This window comes from Paenibacillus sp. FSL H7-0942 (assembly GCF_045040715.1).
GTDB classification, from domain to species: Bacteria; Bacillota; Bacilli; order Paenibacillales; family Paenibacillaceae; genus Paenibacillus; species Paenibacillus amylolyticus.
Map to the genome: position 1 here is coordinate 3,000,432 of NZ_CP150279.1, position 19,278 is coordinate 3,019,709.

General features: G+C 46.3%; 7 protein-coding genes. All 7 read left to right on the plus strand.

From position 1 onward, the window contains the following. Positions 1-97: 97 nt before the first annotated feature. The 7 genes from MHI48_RS13595 (at position 98) to rhaA (ending at position 19,225) form a co-directional block, all read left to right on the plus strand. The gene (locus tag MHI48_RS13595; protein WP_405144307.1) at positions 98-7,600 is read left to right on the plus strand and encodes a fibronectin type III domain-containing protein; all 7,503 of its coding nucleotides are present in this window, start codon (positions 98-100) and stop codon (positions 7,598-7,600) included. 127 nt (positions 7,601-7,727) lie between these two features. Continuing rightward, positions 7,728-8,438 carry a trehalose operon repressor gene (gene treR, locus MHI48_RS13600; RefSeq protein ID WP_036670703.1) on the plus strand — a complete coding sequence of 237 codons (711 nt, stop codon included), beginning with the start codon at positions 7,728-7,730 and terminating at the stop codon, positions 8,436-8,438. 173 nt (positions 8,439-8,611) lie between these two features. Then, complete coding sequence (locus MHI48_RS13605) at positions 8,612-11,950, plus strand: DUF5107 domain-containing protein (protein WP_405144309.1); 3,339 nt, start codon at positions 8,612-8,614, stop codon at positions 11,948-11,950. A 51-nt stretch (positions 11,951-12,001) separates the two neighbouring features. Then, positions 12,002-14,341, plus strand: coding sequence for a beta-galactosidase (locus MHI48_RS13610; RefSeq protein WP_405144311.1), 2,340 nt, complete (start codon positions 12,002-12,004; stop codon positions 14,339-14,341). Positions 14,342-14,752: 411 nt separating this feature from the next. Beyond that, complete coding sequence (locus tag MHI48_RS13615; protein ID WP_405144649.1) at positions 14,753-15,685, plus strand: glycoside hydrolase family 5 protein; 933 nt, start codon at positions 14,753-14,755, stop codon at positions 15,683-15,685. Positions 15,686-15,864: 179 nt separating this feature from the next. Continuing rightward, on the plus strand, positions 15,865-17,934 hold the full coding sequence (locus MHI48_RS13620; RefSeq protein ID WP_340029637.1) for a bifunctional aldolase/short-chain dehydrogenase: 2,070 nt from the start codon (positions 15,865-15,867) through the stop codon (positions 17,932-17,934). A gap of 19 nt (positions 17,935-17,953) precedes the next feature. Then, positions 17,954-19,225, plus strand: a complete 1,272-nt coding sequence (gene rhaA / locus MHI48_RS13625; protein WP_101313986.1) for an L-rhamnose isomerase — start codon at positions 17,954-17,956, stop codon at positions 19,223-19,225. The last annotated feature ends 53 nt before the right edge of the window (positions 19,226-19,278 follow it).

The window sequence follows — 19,278 nt, forward strand, 5'->3', positions numbered from 1 at the left end:
AAAAATGACACTTGTTAGGGGAGGCACCCCAACTTAGGACATCGTTCCTTTGTTGGGGTGCCTCCTTTTTTTTGTGTGCCAAAAAGGAGATTAGACGTTGAAGAAATCAGGAAAACGTGTGAAGAAACAAGCGGAACAATTAACCAAAGTGGTACTGGCATTTGTGTTATTATCACCTCAAGCCCTGTTGCTTGAATGGGGCGCAACGACGGTAATGGCTGAAACGGTTGAAACCATCGGGATTGTATCCGATACGTCCAGCATGAAGGCTGTACAGTCCTCCAAGGTGAAAGTGGAGATGAACAGTGATGGTAAATACAGAATTGTATTACTACCAAACACAAATGTATTTTACGGTGGTGATACAGGGAATGTATCCACCATTATCGACCATAATGGATCACCCGTGAACTTCAAAACATTGCCGCTTAATTATTACCGAATTAACAATAATGTGATTGAAATGTCCCGGCAAAAGGACAATGTCGAATATATTTTGCGTGTATCTATCGTTAATGCTACCTCACAAGGTGGATACATGAAGGTTGAACTGGAAGCCATCAACCGCAGTGGATCGGCACTGAATTTGGGTGGAACATTTTATTGGGATACGATGGTGAATGGCAATGATGCATCTCCGTTTGAAGTCATCGAGAATGGATGGCGCAATTACAGCGGCGGCGTTCAGGTCACGGCTTTTTATGCGAATACGTACAATGTTGTGAATGCAGATCGCATATACATGGGACAGTACAGCGGTCCGGACAATGCGCAGCTAACAGGGGGTTCTTCACCTTCGTCATTCACTCCAGGCCAGACCGTTACGGCTAGTGATACAGCTGCACAATTCTGGTGGAATGCCAAAGCAACAGCGAATCAGGCTTCACGCAAATTTTCAACGATCGTGGGAATCGGCCCTCAGAACGTTCCGCCTTCATTTACACTAACGGCTCCTTCTTCGGGGCAAACGTATTACAAAGGCGAGCAACTTCAGATCTCTGGTACAACACGAGATACGGATGTAGGCGACCTGTTGACCGTGAAATGGTCCATTGATGGTGGGTCTGAGAACATTTTGACTCAGATGACCGCAATGGGTTCAAATCAGTCTTTCAACACCAATTACACATTGCCTGACACCCTGCCAGATGGTACGCACACGTTGCAAGTATGGGTCATGGATGACAAAGGTGGGGTGTCCTCAGCAGGAACCATTAACTTTACGGTAAGGAGTTTTGTTGTGCCGGGAACGCCGACATATACATTGGTTAATTCTAATAACTTGACGGTGAATTGGGATAAGAAGGCGAATGATGCATCCGTTACATATGAACTGAAAAATATGACAACGAATCAAATCGTGAATACAGGTGCATCAAACAGTCGGCAGGTGACAGGGCTCACTCCGAATACCAGTTATTCTTTTGCTGTACGTGCCAAAAATTCAAGTGGTTCCTTCACGGGGTACTCCAGTCCATCCACCAAATATACATTGGCCAATCCACCCGCTGCTGCGGCTGTGACACAATCAGGAAACTCTGTTACAGCGAGCTGGATTAATAATGGAAATCCTGCGAGCACCCATTATAAAACGGAAATACGCATTCCAGGAGGGCAAGTCCTCGCAACGAGAACAACAACTTCCACACGTACAGAATTTGCTCTGACCGGACTCGCGGACGGAAAATATGAAGTTTTTGTGGCGGCACTGAATGGTGAAGGGATACAGACCCCGTATATATCCGCTGGAGAGATGATTAAAGATACAACGGGTCCAACTGCTCCTTCCGTTACAGTCACTCCATCCTCATGGACCAAGGAAGATGTTCTCATCACGGTTGAAGAAGGAAAGGATGCCTTGAGCGGAACTCAGAAGACTGAAGTAAAAGTTGGTCCGGCAGGAGAATGGCGTGAATACAGCGCTCCGTTTACCGTAAGCAGTGAAGGAAACACAACTGTTATGGCACGCAGTATTGATGCGTTTGGTAATACAGGACAGGAAACGGCTGTGACAGCTAGGGTAGATCGGACTGCACCAACGCCACCTGTCATCTCGCTGAATCCGCCCGATTGGACAAAAGCGGCGGTAATCGTGACATTAACGGAGGGTACGGACGAAGCAAGTGGCATTAGTCTGACACAGTACAAGCTGGGAAGTGAGGGAGAATGGATCGATTACAAGAATCCTTTTACACTGAATGAAGAGGGGATAACCGAGATTTACGCACGAAGTGTTGATCGGGCCGCCAATGTCAGTGCTTCCACTTCGGCAACAGCCAGAATCGACAAGACTGGGCCTGAGCAACCAACGATTGCGTTAAGTGAAGAGGATTGGACGAATGAGGATGTAACTTTTGCGATAAACAGTGGTGAAGATGCGGGCAGTGGGCTTGCCAAGAGTCAATATCGACTTAACAAAGAAGGTCCTTGGATCGATTATACGGGTGAAGTGACGGTTACCGATGAGGGAGAAACGATCGTATATGCACGCTCAATTGACCGTGTAGGGAATATAAGCACGTCCGCTCAGGCTACAGTTCGAATCGACACGACAGCTCCAACCGAGCCGGTTATTCGTTTAAGTTCTTCTGGATGGAGTAAAGAGCATGTGCAATTCACCATTGCTGGAAGTGTGGATGAACAAGCAATTTCCTATGAATACAGCATGAACGATGCTCCTTATATTGCAGGCAATACGGGTACAGTAAGCACAAACGGCGGTACCACCATTCGAGCTAGAGCAAGGGATACCGTTGGCAATGTAAGCAAGGAAGTGAGTCGAATCGCCTATGTGGATCAGATGGCTCCAACGATTACATTTGCACCGAACGGACATGCTTGGACGGACATGGATATATCCACTACCATTCAGTATGCCGATGCCCACTCAGGTATTCAGGAACTGGAACGATTCTATCAAGTTACGAACAGTGCAGAATCACCGGAGCATTGGCTTGAAGCTCGCTCTGACGAGCATAAAATATCCATCGAATCGGAAGGCATATGGTACATCCATGCGAAAACCATGGACAGAGCAGGGAATACATATGAGACAACATCATCACCTTACCATATTCAACGCAAGCCCGAGCAACCGAGTCATGTGAGAATGACACAGATCGCTGAGACATCAGCTGAACTTACAGTGGATTTGCCAACTGGGGAAAGGTATACCGATGGATATCAGTATGAGATAACGAACAAAACTACAGGGCAGTCATGGACACTGGATTATCCTAACCACAGTATAATCGATAACTCCCTAAGCGGTGGTCAGGTCTATGAATATGAAGTTAGAGTGAGAAACCATACCGGAGTAAGTGATGCAGTAAGTGTTCAAGTATTAACTACCCCGGCAGCTCCCGGAACGTTGCACGTTAGAAAAGTAGATTCACAGCCCAATTTGGCCGAGATTCAATTTGATTCAGTACGAGGAGCAGATGCTTACCGCATCATTGCGACTACTTCGGACGGTGCCACCGTATTTGATCAGACAGTATCTGATCCTGGTAGCCCTCCCTATGTCAGCAACCTCTTTCCAGGAACCATGCATAACATTTCGGTAACTGCAATGAATGAAAGCGGAGCAGGTGGTAGTAGTAGAACTGGATTTCTCACACTGCCGGCAATGCCCGGTGAGTTTATGGCCGTTCAGATTCGGGAGCATGATATTTCATTAACGTGGGAGACAGTTACCTCTGCGACGTATTATGGTCTTTCACGCGATGGAGCAGCCATATATGAAGGAGAGCATACGGAGTATCTGGACTCGGGTCTGGATAGCGGAATGGAGTACAGCTATACGTTAATTGCCGGAAATGAGACAGGACCAGGGCCGATGGCAGGTTTACCTTTGCTCAAGACTTTACCCGGGCAGGTGTCCGGCTTACAGGTATCAGATGCTTCCACAGGGAGCCTTCGACTGAATTGGGAAGCAGTACGTGGAGCCGATCGTTATGAGTTATGGTTGAATGGAGAGAAGTCGGGAACGGTTCCTGCTGGAACCCAAGAATGGGTCTTTGCGGGACTGAGTTCAGGAACATCTTATCAACTGGATGTACAAGCAGTGAACGGAAGTGGACAGGGGATGCGCAGTTCGGTATCAGGAACAACGCTACCAGAGAGCCCGTCGGGACTTCACGTTGTTCAAGTAACTGAACAGGGAGCAATCTTGAGCTGGGAACCTGTAGCTGGGGCAACGAAATATCGGGTGGTCATCGATGGACAGAGCCATGAGATATCAGATACACAACTCGCAGTTCACCACCTGTCAAGCAGTCGTGAGTATACCTATGAAGTACAGGCGGGCAATGCTGAAGGATACGGTGCATCCACCAGTAGTAGAATTCTTACGCTACCTAGCAGGCCGGAAGGACTGAATGTTTCATCGACTGCTGAGACAAGTATAGGACTTGCATGGCAAGCTGTAGATACGGCGAATCTCTATATTGTGAAAATCAATGGAACAGAAGTGGGCAGAACATCAGAACTGGCCTACACGGCTGAGGAATTGTTGCCAGGTACAGAGTACGCTTTGGAAGTTCAGGCTGTGAATGCTTCTGGATCAGGTGAAACAGCTCAGCTCATCCGATTGTCCAAACCTGTGTCGCCTGCCGAAGTACTTGTTGATCCAGGAGTACATCATGCAAAAGTTTCCTGGTCTGTCGTGGAAGGTGCCGCTGAATACGTAATTGAGCAGAATGGCAAGGAGATCTATAGAGGAATGGAGAATGAAGCAACGATTACAGGTCTCCAGGGTGGAACGTGGCATCGTTATCAACTATGGGCAGTCAACAGACAAGGGACTCGTTCTGAAGCGACGGATGTATCTCTGCTGACTTTGCCTGAGAAACCCGTTAAGGTTGCAGTATATGATGTGGCAAAAAACAGCCTGGGTCTGGATTTCAGTAACACTGGTGTCCAAGGGGCAGATCATTATGTCATTGAACGGGATGGAAGAGAGATCGCTCAGATGGATTTAAGTGAAACTCAATTTGTAGACAAGGATCTGTCGCCAGGAACGAAATACACTTATGTAATTCGGGCAGTCAATACGAGTGGAACGAGTGCGCCGCTTACTTTCAGTGTAATGACTCAAACGTTGCCATTGGTTGCAGAAAGTATCACAGTGAAAGCCGGAACACATGTGGTGGATCTGGCTTGGGATGTTGTTCAGGGAGCAGTAGCATATGAGATTCGTAATCGGGTAACGGGAGATGTGCAGAGCGTGTCTGAACCGTCTGTACATCTCAATAGTATGCTGGATGGCACGGCGTATGAATTCGAACTTGTTGCGATTAATGAAGATGGGCATCGGTCAGAGTCTATTCAGATTCAAGTTTTAACGAAACCCATATCACCTCAGACGGCAGGCATAACACACATCACAGATAAGACTGCGGTATTGGACCTGACTGGAAGCTCAACACGGGGAGCAGAGCAATTCATCATTATGCGGGATGGTGTTGAAGTCGCTAAGGTTCCAGCGGATCAAGCTTCATTTGAAGATCTTGGACTGACACCAGGAGAGCATTACACGTATACCATCAAAACATCCAATGCAACGGGAGAGAGTGATTCCGGTTTCGAAGTTCACTTGCGAACGTTGCCTGCGATCATTCATGAACCTTTACATGCAAGCAAGATTGGGGAAAAAGAGGGATTGATCTCTTGGCCAAAGGTACAAGGTGCGGAGGGATATACCATACGTATCGGAGATCAGATGTTCACCACGATTGAAGAAGGGGATATCACAGAGGTGAGATTAACTCATCTGGAGAGTGCAACCCGATATGATCAGATACAGATTATTCCTTATAATACGGCTGGTTCAGGAAGTCCAATGATCGTGACTCCTTTTTACACCTTGCCTCATGTGGATTCACTGAAAATGAAGATATATCCGGAGACAGATCACGCCAAACTGGAATGGGACTTCCCTTATGGGAACGAAACTTTCGTTATATTACTGGATGGTACAGAAGTATACCGAGGCAAACAAAAAGAGTTTATTGTTGATCAACTGGATGCAGGCAAACAGTACTCGATTGAAATCTACACAGAGAATGATCAAGGAGATGCATCGGAGAAGCTGGCGTATTCTGTCCTGACCAAGCCAGCAGCTCCGGTCAAAGTGGAGTATCATTCGGCGAAGGACCACATTCGTCTTCTATTGGAACAGAGCCGGGTCGAAGGTGCCGAGCAGTTTATCATTGAGCGTGACGGTGTAGAGATTGCTCGTGTTCCTGCAGACGAACTGTTCTATGACGACAAGGAACTCGAACCGGGCGTGAACTATATCTATATAGTGAAGGCCATGAATGCCTCCGGCAGTAGTGATGGTGGTTATTACCTTCATGCAATGACTTTGCCTGGTAGTGCTGCTTCATCTCCTGTAGTAGAGGGGCGTTCCATGTATGGTGCAGACATTGTATGGGAACTGATTCCTGGTGCTGGGGGTTATCGAGTTTATCGAAACGAAGAGCTTGTGGGAACAACAACGGAGACATCCATACATGTGTCTGAATTAAACAGTGCCGAGCGTTATACTGACTTTGCAATCGTTCCATTTAATGAGGCAGGTGAGGGTGAGGCGCTCCAGGTTCCGGAATTCGAGACGTTGCCTTCCGAGGATCTGACAGTTGCAGCCGTAGCGCAAGGCACAAGTGCGATTAAGCTAACTTGGGAACTGGATTCAATAAATGAGGTGATTGTGATCACCCATAAAGATCGTGAGATCTACCGTGGCACGCAGCGCAGTCATGTATGGACAGGACTGAATGCCGAGCAGCATTATGAGGTGGAAGTATGGACGGAGAATTCAGCAGGTGAAAAAAGTGAAAGAAAACGGGCAGCAGCCATGACTTTTCCGTATCCACCATCCTCCTGGAGCGGTGGCGGTGCAACCCCGAGTCCAAACGGTACATCGGAACAAGCCGATGAGGTGAGTTCACAACCAGAACCGTCTGAGCAGCCTGATGTACCTGTGAAAAAAATCATCAAATTTATTGATATCAGCCAAACATTCAATAAAGATCAGATCACCTGGCTGGCGGAACAAAATATCATTCAAGGTGTAAGTGAAACTCGCTTCGAGCCACGCCGTCCGATCACCCGTGCGGAGTTCACTGCATTAATCGTGCGTCTGATGGGTGTGGACACAACGGTTAATGAACAACATGGATTTCAGGATGTGAACGATGAGGATTGGTTTGCTCCTGAGATTAAGGCAGCCGTTCATCATGAGATGGTTCAAGGCATGGGGAACGGCAAATTCGCTCCACATGCGCTGGTGACACGGGAACAGGCATCCAAGATTATAGCAAATGTTGTTCGTAAAATCAGACCGGAACCGCTGACTTCCCCAAGAGCGTTTACCGACCAGACTGATGTATCTGATTGGGCCAAAGAAGAAGTGCAGGAACTTGCAGGTTTGTACATGATTACCGGATATGAAGACGGCAGCTTCCGTCCCATGCAGCACTTAAGCAGATCCGAAGCTGCAGCGCTGATCTTCCGTTTAAATAAGCTGATTCAAGTTATGGATGCGAACCGTACAGATCAAGTGGAGAAAGCGTCAGCGTTTGATCGTCATATCTAGATTGAATTGATTCTTACATGTGATACTGCAATCATCGGCAGTAACGACATTACCGCTTGATTGGTTTTTAATGCTATAATGGTTGCCAATATGATAAAAAAAGGGTAATGAACAATGGTGATGAATAATGAATAATAAATTTATCCGGATATATGAAGATATTGCAGATCGTATTCGGACCGGAGAGATTGAGGCAGGGACGTTACTTCAATCGGAACTGGATCTATCGGAAAGTTATCAAACGTCTCGAGAGACTATTCGCAAAGCATTGAAAATGTTGTATGAAGAAGGTTATATTCAGAAGATTCAAGGCAAGGGCTCGATTGTACTGGATATACGCAAGATCGATTTTCCCATCTCAGGTCTGGTTAGCTTCAAGGAATTGGCCAAAAAAATGGGACATCGTGCTCAAACGTATGTGAAGGTTTTCGAGGAGCAACAGGTGGATCAGGCGTTGCACAAGAAGATTAACTTTGGTCTGAATGAACAGGTCTGGGAGATCAGACGTGTGCGCAAAGTGGATGGAGAGCATGTCATACTGGACAAAGATTACATTAGCCAGCGGCTTGTTCCTGGGCTCAGCAAAGAGATCTGTAATGATTCTATCTATCAGTACATTGAGCAAGAGCTGGGACTTTCCATTTCGTTTGCCAAAAAAGAGATTTTGGTGGAAGAACCCACAGCAGAGGACAGGAAATTACTTGACCTTGAAGGTTTCCACAATGTAGTTGTGGTGAGGAGCCAGGTGTACCTGGAGGATGCCAGTCAATTTCAGTATACGGAGTCGAGGCACAGACCGGACAAGTTCAGATTTGTGGATTTTGCACGTCGCAGATAAGTTAATCAAGATCGATCAGAGAGTACCTTTCACTGCATTATTCAGTGGATAGGTGCTCTCTTTGGTTATGGGGGAATCCGAAGATCGTCCATCAAGAACCGCTTAATGTCAATGTTCTTCCTGCATGTCGGAGCGTATGATCACAATATATACGAGGCCGAGGAGTGAGGGAATTGAATCACGTGACAGCGAAATCAAATGTTCGCATATGGGAAGAAACCAGAGATATTCCAACCTATGGTACAGGTAAACCGGACAAAAATCCGATGTTTCTTGAAAAGAGAATCTACCAGGGGAGTTCGGGTAAGGTGTACCCGCATCCCGTGATCGACAGCATTGAAGATGAGGCCAAAATGAAGTCGTATCGATTAGTTATTCTCGAAAATGAATATGTACGTATCGAGATGATGCCCGAACTGGGTGGACGGATCTATCGTGCGCTGGATCGGACCAACAACTACGATTTTGTATATTATAACCGGGTGATTAAACCTGCGCTCGTGGGTCTGGCAGGGCCATGGATTTCCGGAGGAATTGAATTCAACTGGCCACAGCATCATCGGCCCAACACGTTTGGTCCAGTCGATTATACATTTGGCAGTAATCAAGATGGAAGCGCTACCGTGTGGGTGGGTGAGATTGACCGCATGTATGGTACCAAAATGACCGCTGGCTTCACATTGCATCCCGGCAAAGCCTATCTTGAAATCCATGCCGAGGTATACAATCGCACCAGCGCACCTCAAACTTTTCTATGGTGGGCCAATCCGGCTGTAGCTGTCAACGATCATACGCAATCTGTGTTTCCACCTGATGTAACGGCTGTGCTGGACCACGGAAAACGGGACGTATCCCGCTTTCCCATCGCAACCGGCACCTATTACAAGATGGACTATTCCGAAGGTGTGGATATCTCGCGATACAAAAACATACCGGTTCCAACATCCTATATGGCGTATAAGTCGGATTATAATTTTGTAGGGGGTTATGACCATGGGATTCAGGCAGGTTTGTTGCATGTAGCCAATCATCATATTTCTCCGGGCAAGAAGCAATGGACCTGGGGGAACGGGGAATTCGGGCAAGCCTGGGATCGTCAGTTAACGGACGAGGATGGACCTTATATTGAATTAATGACCGGGATCTATACCGATAATCAACCTGATTTTACGTGGTTACAGCCCTATGAAGCGAAATCATTCTCGCAGTATTTTATGCCGTATAAAGGAATTGGTATGGTCAAAAATGCAACGATTGATGCAGCGGTTAATCTGGAAATGGACGAAACGACCGGAATGGTAACCGTGATGGTATATGCGACGTCGGTTTTTGAACAAGTGACCGTTGAAGTGATAGGACCAACCATGGTATATCTCCACGAGAGATGTAATATCTCACCTACGGAACTATATAAATCTTCATTCCCGTGGAGCGGACAAGATGAATGGCATAAGTTGAAGTTAAGTGTTCGAACTGCGGAAGGAAAAGTACTTGTAGCCTATCAGCCTGAACGTTCTGAGATTCAGGAAGTCCCAGACCCGGCCACACCACTCCCGCTACCATCCGAGATTCGTACGAATGAACAACTATATCTGGCGGGTCTTCATTTGGAGCAATATCGGCATGCCACGTATGAACCAGAACCTTATTATCTGGAAGGGTTAAAGCGTGATGCAACGGATATTCGTCTAAACATTGCGTATGGCACATTGCTGCTGCGTAGAGGGTTGTTTCAAGATGCAGAGAAGCATTTCAGACAGGCTGTACAATCGCTGACGTGGAAAAATACGAATCCATATGATAGTGAAGCTTTTTACCAACTCGGTCTGAGTTTGAAATTACAGGGGAAACAGGAAGAAGCCTACGCAGCACTGTATAAAGCCGTATGGTCTGCACAGTATCAGGATACGGGTTATTACATGCTTGCTCAGATCGATACGGCGTTACATCGAGACATCGAAGCGTTGGATCATATCGAACGTTCGCTGATTCGTAATACCAGAAATTATAAGGCTCGCCATCTGAAGGTGGCTCTGTTACGTAGATTGGGTCAAAATAAACAGGCCATTCAATATGCGCGTGAGACATTGGAACTGGACCCGGTTGAATTTGGAGCTGCACATGAATTAGTCCTGATCTACAGTGGAGCAACTGCACCTTCAGAGAGAGAACAAGCGGGGCAAACACGTGAGCATTTCCATCGTCTGATGCGAGGAGACGTTTATAATTATCTGAATCTAGCCGCAGACTACGCGGATTGTGGATTGTGGGAAGAAGCACTGACGGTACTCTCTTATGTTGAATCCGAAATTGCACAGCCGTATCCTATGGTTGGTTATGTTCAGGCTTACTTGTATCGTCAGCTGGGGGATGTGGAGCAGGCCCGAGAATGTAAAAAGCAGGGAAAAGCTGCTCCAACGGATTATTGTTTTCCTAATACGTTATTTGAATTCATGGTGCTCCAGGATTCATTGGCAGTGGATTCGAATGATGCGCGTGCTCACTATTACCTGGGAAATTGGTTATATGATCATAAACGCTACGAGGAAGCAATCACCCATTGGGAAACTTCACGCGAGGTGGATGCTGAATATTCGACTGTACATCGGAATCTGGGACTGGCTTATTATAACAAGCTGAATCGCCCCGATCTTGCACTGGAATCATTAGAGGAAGCTTTCCGGTTGGATTCACAGGATGCCCGAATTTTCTACGAGTTGGATCAATTGCACAAGAAGATAGGGTATTCCTGCGAGCATCGAATCAAATTGCTGGAACAACATATGGAGTTGGTTCACCACCGTGATGATCTGTATATCGAGTGGGTGACTTTATTGAATATGCAAGGTAGTCATCAAGAAGCATGGAATGCCCTTCAGACCCGGCGGTTTCATCCATGGGAGGGTGGAGAAGGCAAGGTAACAGGACAATATGTTACGGCACTGACGGAACTGGCAAAGCGAAATCTGGAGAAACAACAACCTGAACTAGCAATGGAATTGTTGAAGAAGGCTTTGGTTTACCCGGAGAACTTAGGTGAAGGTAAATTGGAGGGAGCCGGAGACAACCCAGTTTACTTTTATCTTGGCTGTGCCTACCAGCAACTGAAGAGTAATCAGGCGGCAGAGGAAAGTTTCCACAAAGCATCCATCGGTTTGAATGAACCGGCAAGCGCGATGTTTTATAATGATCAACCGCCGGAATCCATCTATTATCAGGGTCTGGCCTGGCAGAAACTTGGCAATGTGAAGGAAGCAAACCGACGCTTTAACAAACTCATTGACTATGCGGAAAGACATATGCATGATCATATCCGAATGGATTATTTTGCGGTATCTCTGCCCGATTTTCTAGTATTCGACGACGATCTAGATCAGCGAAATGAAGAACATTGCCGGTATATGCGGGCATTGGGTCTTCTGGGGCTGGGGCGGACAAGTGAAGCCAAACTTGAGTTGGAGCGGGTATTGGAGAAAAACCCGAATCATCAAGGGGCAATCATCCATCGATAATTGATAATCGTTTCAACACATCCCATTTATATCGAAGGAGTTATATAATCCATGAATGATACTATAGCAGGTAGCCAGATTCGTTTCCTATTGGATGCGGAAGATAAAGAGATTCGTGCGGGTCGCATGACTGGCAGTGGCGGCAAAAGCCCACGAGGGGAATCGTATGATTTTACCAACTATTATATGACTCGTAATGCTAAACCCCATATTCCCGTGGTAGGTGAGTTTCATTTCTCCAGATTCGCTTACTTGCAGTGGGAAGAAGAATTACTGAAGATGAAGGCAGGCGGGGTGAGCATTGTCGCTTCCTATGTTTTCTGGAATTTTCACGAGGAGCAGGAAGGCGAATTTAATTGGTCAGGAAATCTGAATTTGCGGCACTTTGTGGATCTGTGTGGCAAACATGAGCTGCCTCTGATCGTACGAATTGGTCCATTCTGTCATGGGGAAGTGCGTAATGGTGGAATGCCGGATTGGTTATTCAGTTATCCATTCGAAGTCAGGTCGAACGATGAAGGATATCTGTATTACGCTAAGCGATTATATCGGGAGATTGCCCGTCAGCTCAACGGCTGCTTTTATCAGGAGGGTGGCCCTGTTATCGGGGTACAGTTAGAAAATGAGTATATGCACGCTGGCGCACCCATGGATGCCTGGGGATATACCCGCGAAAAATACATTACCTCCGGCCGGGACGGGCGAGAACATCTGAAGATGCTTCGCCATATTGCCGAAGAAGTCGGTATGAAGCCGATGTTCTATACTGCCACGGCCTGGGGTAATGCTGCGGTGCCTGAAGAAGGAACATTACCGATGCTAGCGGGGTATGCGTACACACCATGGATTCCCAATCAGCCTCCAAGCCGGGAGTATTTGTTCCGGGATCTGCATATGAATCCTGTGGAAGAAGTGGATTATGACAGTCTGGAGTACCCTGCTGCGTATTGCGAGCTTGCTGGAGGCATGCAGGTCAGTTATCACGCTCGTCCGGTTGTTGATGCGGACAGTGTCGAGGCGATGACCATTGTGAAACTTGCGAACGGCAGCAATCTGGTTGGGTATTATATGTATCACGGGGGGACCAATCCGATAGGCAAAAATTCATATATGAACGAGCAGGCATTGCCGAAAATGACGTATGATTACCAATCGCCACTCGGGGAATTTGGGCGTGTTGGTGAATCGTATGACCGCATTCGTACCTTGTCCATGTTCCTGGAAGGATACGGTGAGTTACTTGCACCAATGGGCTGTGTTGTACCGGATGGTCAACATGCGATAACACCGGAGAACACGATGGATATGCGTTGGTCTGTTCGCCAACAAGATGGCACGGGATTCCTGTTCATGAATAATTATCAGGATCATGTGGCGATGCCTGATCATGTTATACAATTGGAGCTGCATACCAGCAAAGGGACTGTTTTATATCCAAGAGAAGGAACGATGCAGCTGAAATCCGGCATGGCAGCCATTCTGCCTTTCCATATGAATCTGAGTGGAATGAAGATCATTAGTGCTACCGTTCAGCCACTGACCCGATTTATGGTAAATCAGGAGCTTACGGCTGTCTTTTATGTCCATGATGGCATGGCGCCTGAGTATGTTATTGATACATCATCTGTTACAAATGTGGATATGCCTGAAGGTACAGTATCGGAGCAGGGGAATGAAGTTGTGATACATCCGATTGCCGGCAAGGACCATCATCTGCGAATCACAACATCGGACGGTATAATCATACGAATCATTACATTGACCCGTGAAGAGGCATTACATGCCTACCGTTTCCGTGTGGGCGGAGAAGAAAGGCTTGTAATTAGCAGCAGTCATCTGTATGTACAGAATGAGATGCTCATATGTACATCCATGGAGCAACCAGAGATGGAGGTATCCTTCTATCCGGCTCCAGAGCATGTTTCAGCTTCTAAATATGCTGCGTCATCCCAGTCGAAGCAGGGAATATTCGGCACGTATACATTCCAAGTTTCGCCTTACGAGCCTGCTGTAGAGGTTGATTATCCGAAAGAATATGCAGCAACATTGAGATTGGACACAGCGTGGCCGGAACAAGTAGATGACGTGTGGATTGAGATTGATTATGAAGGAGACGTTGCTGCAGCACATATTCATCATCAGATGTTAACGGATCATATTCACTATGGACACAGCTGGATGCTTGGTTTGAAGCAATCCCGTCATTTGCTGGCTGATCACGCGCTTCGTCTGTCTATAACCCCAATTCGAAAAGGGACGACTGAGAGTTATGTTAATCAGGCTTATGTGGAGCGGTTTGAGGGCGTGGAGATCGGAAAGTTTAATGAGATTCGGGTGAGACCACAGTACCGGGTTGGGTTGGTATTGGCGGGAGTTAGGGAAGACACTTAGTCTAAATCAGGGATTAAACAACAGATAAACAAGACTGAAACAAGAGTTAACTGACGTTTATAATACAGAGGGTTCTTTCTCCGAACGATTGTGAGGGGAGAGAGCCTTTTTTGCTGTGTTATGTAAAAACAAATGATTCCTAATCATGGTAAAAAGATCTTGACTGGTAAGCGTTTTCAATTTATTATAACTTCATAACCTTAACGATAAAGTTTATTTAAACTAATTAACGTAAATTAGATAAAGTTAATTGTTATTTATTTAATAACAAAAAAACTTCTATTACCAACGATTTTAGTTAACTTCTTGCCTAGAGCAGGGTTAATTGAAATAAAAAAAACAAATACAGGAGGTTCCAAACGAATGGTTAATCTGAAAAAGTGTACAATCTTTACGGTTATTGCTGCTCTCATGTTCATGGTATTAGGGAGTGCAGCACCCAAAGCATCTGCTGCTACAGGTTTTTATGTAAGCGGCAACAAGTTGTATGATTCCACAGGCAAGGCTTTTGTCATGAGAGGTGTTAATCACGGACATTCCTGGTTCAAAAATGATTTGAATACCGCTATCCCTGCAATCGCCAACACAGGTGCCAATACGGTACGCATAGTTCTTTCGAATGGTAGCCTGTACACCAAAGATGATCTGAACGCTGTTAAAAATATTATTAATGTGGTTAACCAAAATAAAATGATAGCTGTACTCGAGGTCCATGACGCCACAGGGAAAGATGATTATAATTCGTTGGATGCGGCGGTGAACTATTGGATTAGTATTAAGGAAGCTTTGATTGGCAAAGAAGATCGGGTCATCGTTAACATCGCCAATGAATGGTATGGAACGTGGAATGGAAGTGCGTGGGCTGATGGTTACAAAAAAGCCATTCCGAAACTTAGAAATGCGGGAATTAAAAATACGCTAATTGTGGATGCAGCCGGATGGGGACAGTTCCCTCAATCCATCGTGGATTATGGACAAAGTGTATTTGCAGCCGATTCTCAAAAAAATACCGTCTTCTCCATTCATATGTATGAGTATGCTGGCAAAGATGCTGCAACGGTCAAAGCCAATATGGAGAATGTGCTGAACAAAGGATTGGCTCTGATCATTGGTGAATTCGGGGGATATCACACAAACGGTGATGTGGACGAGTATGCCATCATGAGATATGGTCAGGAAAAAGGGGTAGGTTGGCTTGCCTGGTCTTGGTACGGAAACAGCTCCGGTCTAAACTATCTGGACATGGCCACAGGTCCGAACGGAAGCTTAACGAGCTTTGGCAACACCGTAGTTAATGATACCTATGGTATTAAAAACACTTCTCAAAAAGCGGGGATTTTCTAATCCGCCGTTGAAACAGGAACACTCTGACGTTCACGTCAGGGTGTTTTTTTAATAAAATAGTTCAATCTATAATGACTTTTGAATATTTCCGTTTGGTTTTAAAATATTTTGTTTTCAAAATAAAACAAAGATGTTAAACTCGGATTAGGAATAAAACAAACATTATCGGAGGGAAACAAATGGTACAGAGTTTATGGAATGCATCGCAGGCATCTGAGAAAACAACAGGACTTGAGCAGTTGGTTTACCGATCCAATCTGATTGGAACTGATCGCAGTGTATGTAACATCTACGGTGGCAATACGTCTACCAAAACGACAGTGAAGGATTTTCGTGGTCGTGATGTAGAAGTAATGTATGTGAAGGGAAGCGGCTCTGATCTGGGTTCCATGGAAGCGAAACATTTTACCGGACTTGGGCTCGAAGACATTCGACCATTAATTGAACGTGAATCCATGTCGGATGAAGAGATGGTTGAATATCTGGGACATTGCATGATTGATGCAAAGCACCCGCGCGCCTCTATCGAGACTCTGCTGCATGCATTCCTTCCATATAAACATGTGGATCATACGCACCCGGATGCCATTATCAGCTTGTGCTGTGCGCATAACGGCAAGGAATTGGCGAGAGAGATCTACGGTGATCGTTTTGTATGGGTACCGTACGTTCGTCCAGGGTTTACCTTATCTAAAATGATTGCTGAAAGCGTATTCTCGAATCCCAATGCGGAACTCGTACTGATGGAAAAACACGGACTTGTCACTTGGGGAGAAACATCCGAGGAATGTTACGCTCAGACTATCAAGATTATCAATGAAGCAGAAGCTTTCATCGAAGCACGAGTGAACGAAGAAAGTTTGTTTGGTGGTGTGAAACACCAGGCACTTGCCGCTGATGTTCGTCGTCAGATCGTATCACGTGTAATGCCAACGATTCGTGGAGCGGTATCGGATAGCAAAAAAATGATTTTGTCCTTTGACGATCAAGAGGACGTACTTGCTTTTGTTGGCGGGGCGGATTCTCCGCAATTGTCACAGGTGGGTGCGGCTTGCCCGGATCATCTGGTACATACCAAAGTGGTACCTCTGTTCATTGATTGGGCGCCGGATGCGAATGATATCGAAGGCTTAAAAGCGAAACTGGTGGAAGGCGTGGCAGCTTACAAAGAGCAATATCAGCAGTATTTTGAGAGCAACAAAAACGAAGGTGACGTCATGTTCGAAGCGGCACCACGCGTTATCCTCATTCCAGGTGTGGGCATGATCAACACAGGTAAGAGCTGGGCGCTTTCCCAAGTAAGCGGAGCGTTGTATCACAGAGCCATTGCCGTTATGCGTGGAGCTACTAGCTTGGGCCAATTCGTATCACTCAGTGCAAATGAATCTTACAATGTGGAGTACTGGCCGCTGGAATTGTACAAATTGTCTTTGGCACCGGCAGAAACCGAGTTCTCCCGTAAAGTGGCGTTTATTACAGGCGGCGCAGGCGGGATCGGAAGTGAAACGGCACGCAGATTGGTATCTGAAGGCGCACATGTGGTGCTTGCTGATCTCAACCTGGAGGGCGCACAGAAAGTAGCACAGGAAATCAATGATCAGTACGGTACGAACCGTGCTTATGCGTTGAAAATGGACGTCACCGATGAGGAAGCCGTTCAATCTGCGTATGCTGATGTTGCGGTGCAGTATGGCGGAGTGGATATCATCGTGAACAATGCCGGATTGGCGACATCCAGCCCATTTGACGAAACATCCCTGAAAGAATGGAACCTGAATATGAATGTTCTGGGTACAGGGTATTTCCTCGTGGCTCGTGAAGCGTTCAAGCTGATGAAACAGCAGGGTATTGGTGGAAGCATGGTATTTATCGGGTCCAAGAACTCGGTGTATGCAGGTAAAAGTGCTTCGGCTTACAGCTCAGCGAAAGCGCTGGAAGCACATCTGGCACGTTGTATTGCAGCAGAAGGTGGAGAGTATGGCATTCGTGTCAACACGATTCTTCCAGATGCCATTCTACAGGGTTCAGCGATCTGGAACGGTTCCTGGAGAAACGAGCGTGCAGCGGCATATGGAATTGAACCGGATCAATTGGAAGAGTATTATCGCAAGCGGACGACATTGCTCGTGAATATCTATCCAAGAGATATTGCGGAAGGAATTGCATTCTTTGCTTCTTCGAAATCCGAAAAAACAACCGGTTGTATGATGACCATTGATGGCGGTGTACCGGCAGCATTTACACGTTAAAATAGGAGGGTTCTTGCGGATGGATAACCAAGTCAAGCAAGCGTATGAAGCAGCCAAGGCATTGTATGCCCAGCACGGAATTGATACGGACGAGGTACTGAACAAACTCGCGGAGATCAAAGTATCCGTACACTGCTGGCAAGGCGACGATGTCAAAGGTTTTCTGAATAAAGATGGGGAGTTAACAGGGGGGATTTCCGTTACCGGTCAATATCCGGGGGCTGCGACCACACCAGCAGAACTTCGTAACGATCTGGAGCAAGCTTTTGCTCTGATTCCTGGCAAACATAAGGTCAATCTGCACGCGATTTACACGGATACAGACGAGCAGGTTGAACTGGATCAGATTGAGCCAAAGCATTATGAGAACTGGGTAAAATGGGCGAAAGAACAAGGACTCGGTCTGGACTTCAACCCAACATGTTTTTCCCATGAAAAATCAAGTGATGGGTTTACGCTCAGTCATCCAGATCCTGAAATTCGCAAGTTCTGGATTGATCACTGCAAGGCATCCCGCCGGATTGGTGCTTATTTCGGGGAACAGCTTGGTCAGACTTGTGTAACCAATGTATGGGTACCGGACGGATTCAAAGATAATCCGGTTGACCGGTTGACACCACGCAAACGTCTCAAAGAATCGCTGGATGAAGTATTCGGCGAACCACTTAACCCGGAGCACAACCTGGACGCGGTAGAGAGTAAGCTGTTTGGGCTGGGTTCGGAAGCATATGTGGTGGGTTCTCATGAATTCTATATGGGTTACGGTTTGCAAAATGATACGTTAATCTGCCTGGATGCGGGTCATTTCCATCCAACAGAGGTTATTTCCAATAAACTGTCGTCCTTGTCTTTGTTTACAAGTGGCATTCTGCTTCACGTAAGCCGCCCGATGCGTTGGGATAGTGACCATGTGGTAATTATGGACGATGAGTTGCTGGAAATTGCCCGTGAACTGGTTCGACATGATCTGCTTGCGACCACACATATTGGATTGGATTTCTTTGATGCAAGCATTAACCGTGTAGCTGCATGGGTTGTGGGGACTCGCAACACGATCAAAGCCCTTCTCCGAGCGATGCTCGAACCAGTGGATGCCTTGAAACAAGCCGAATTGGAAGGGGATTACACGTTGCGTCTTGCCTTAACGGAAGAGTTCAAATCCTATCCGTTTGGCGCGATCTGGGACTACTATTGTGCTCAACAAGGCGTTCCAGTTCGTGAAAAGTGGATCACCGATATCAAAACCTATGAACAAGACGTATTACTACAACGTGATAAATCATTGGTTTAACCGCATTTATTTTTCGTATAAACCACTATGGAATGAAAATTCCATGGTGGTTT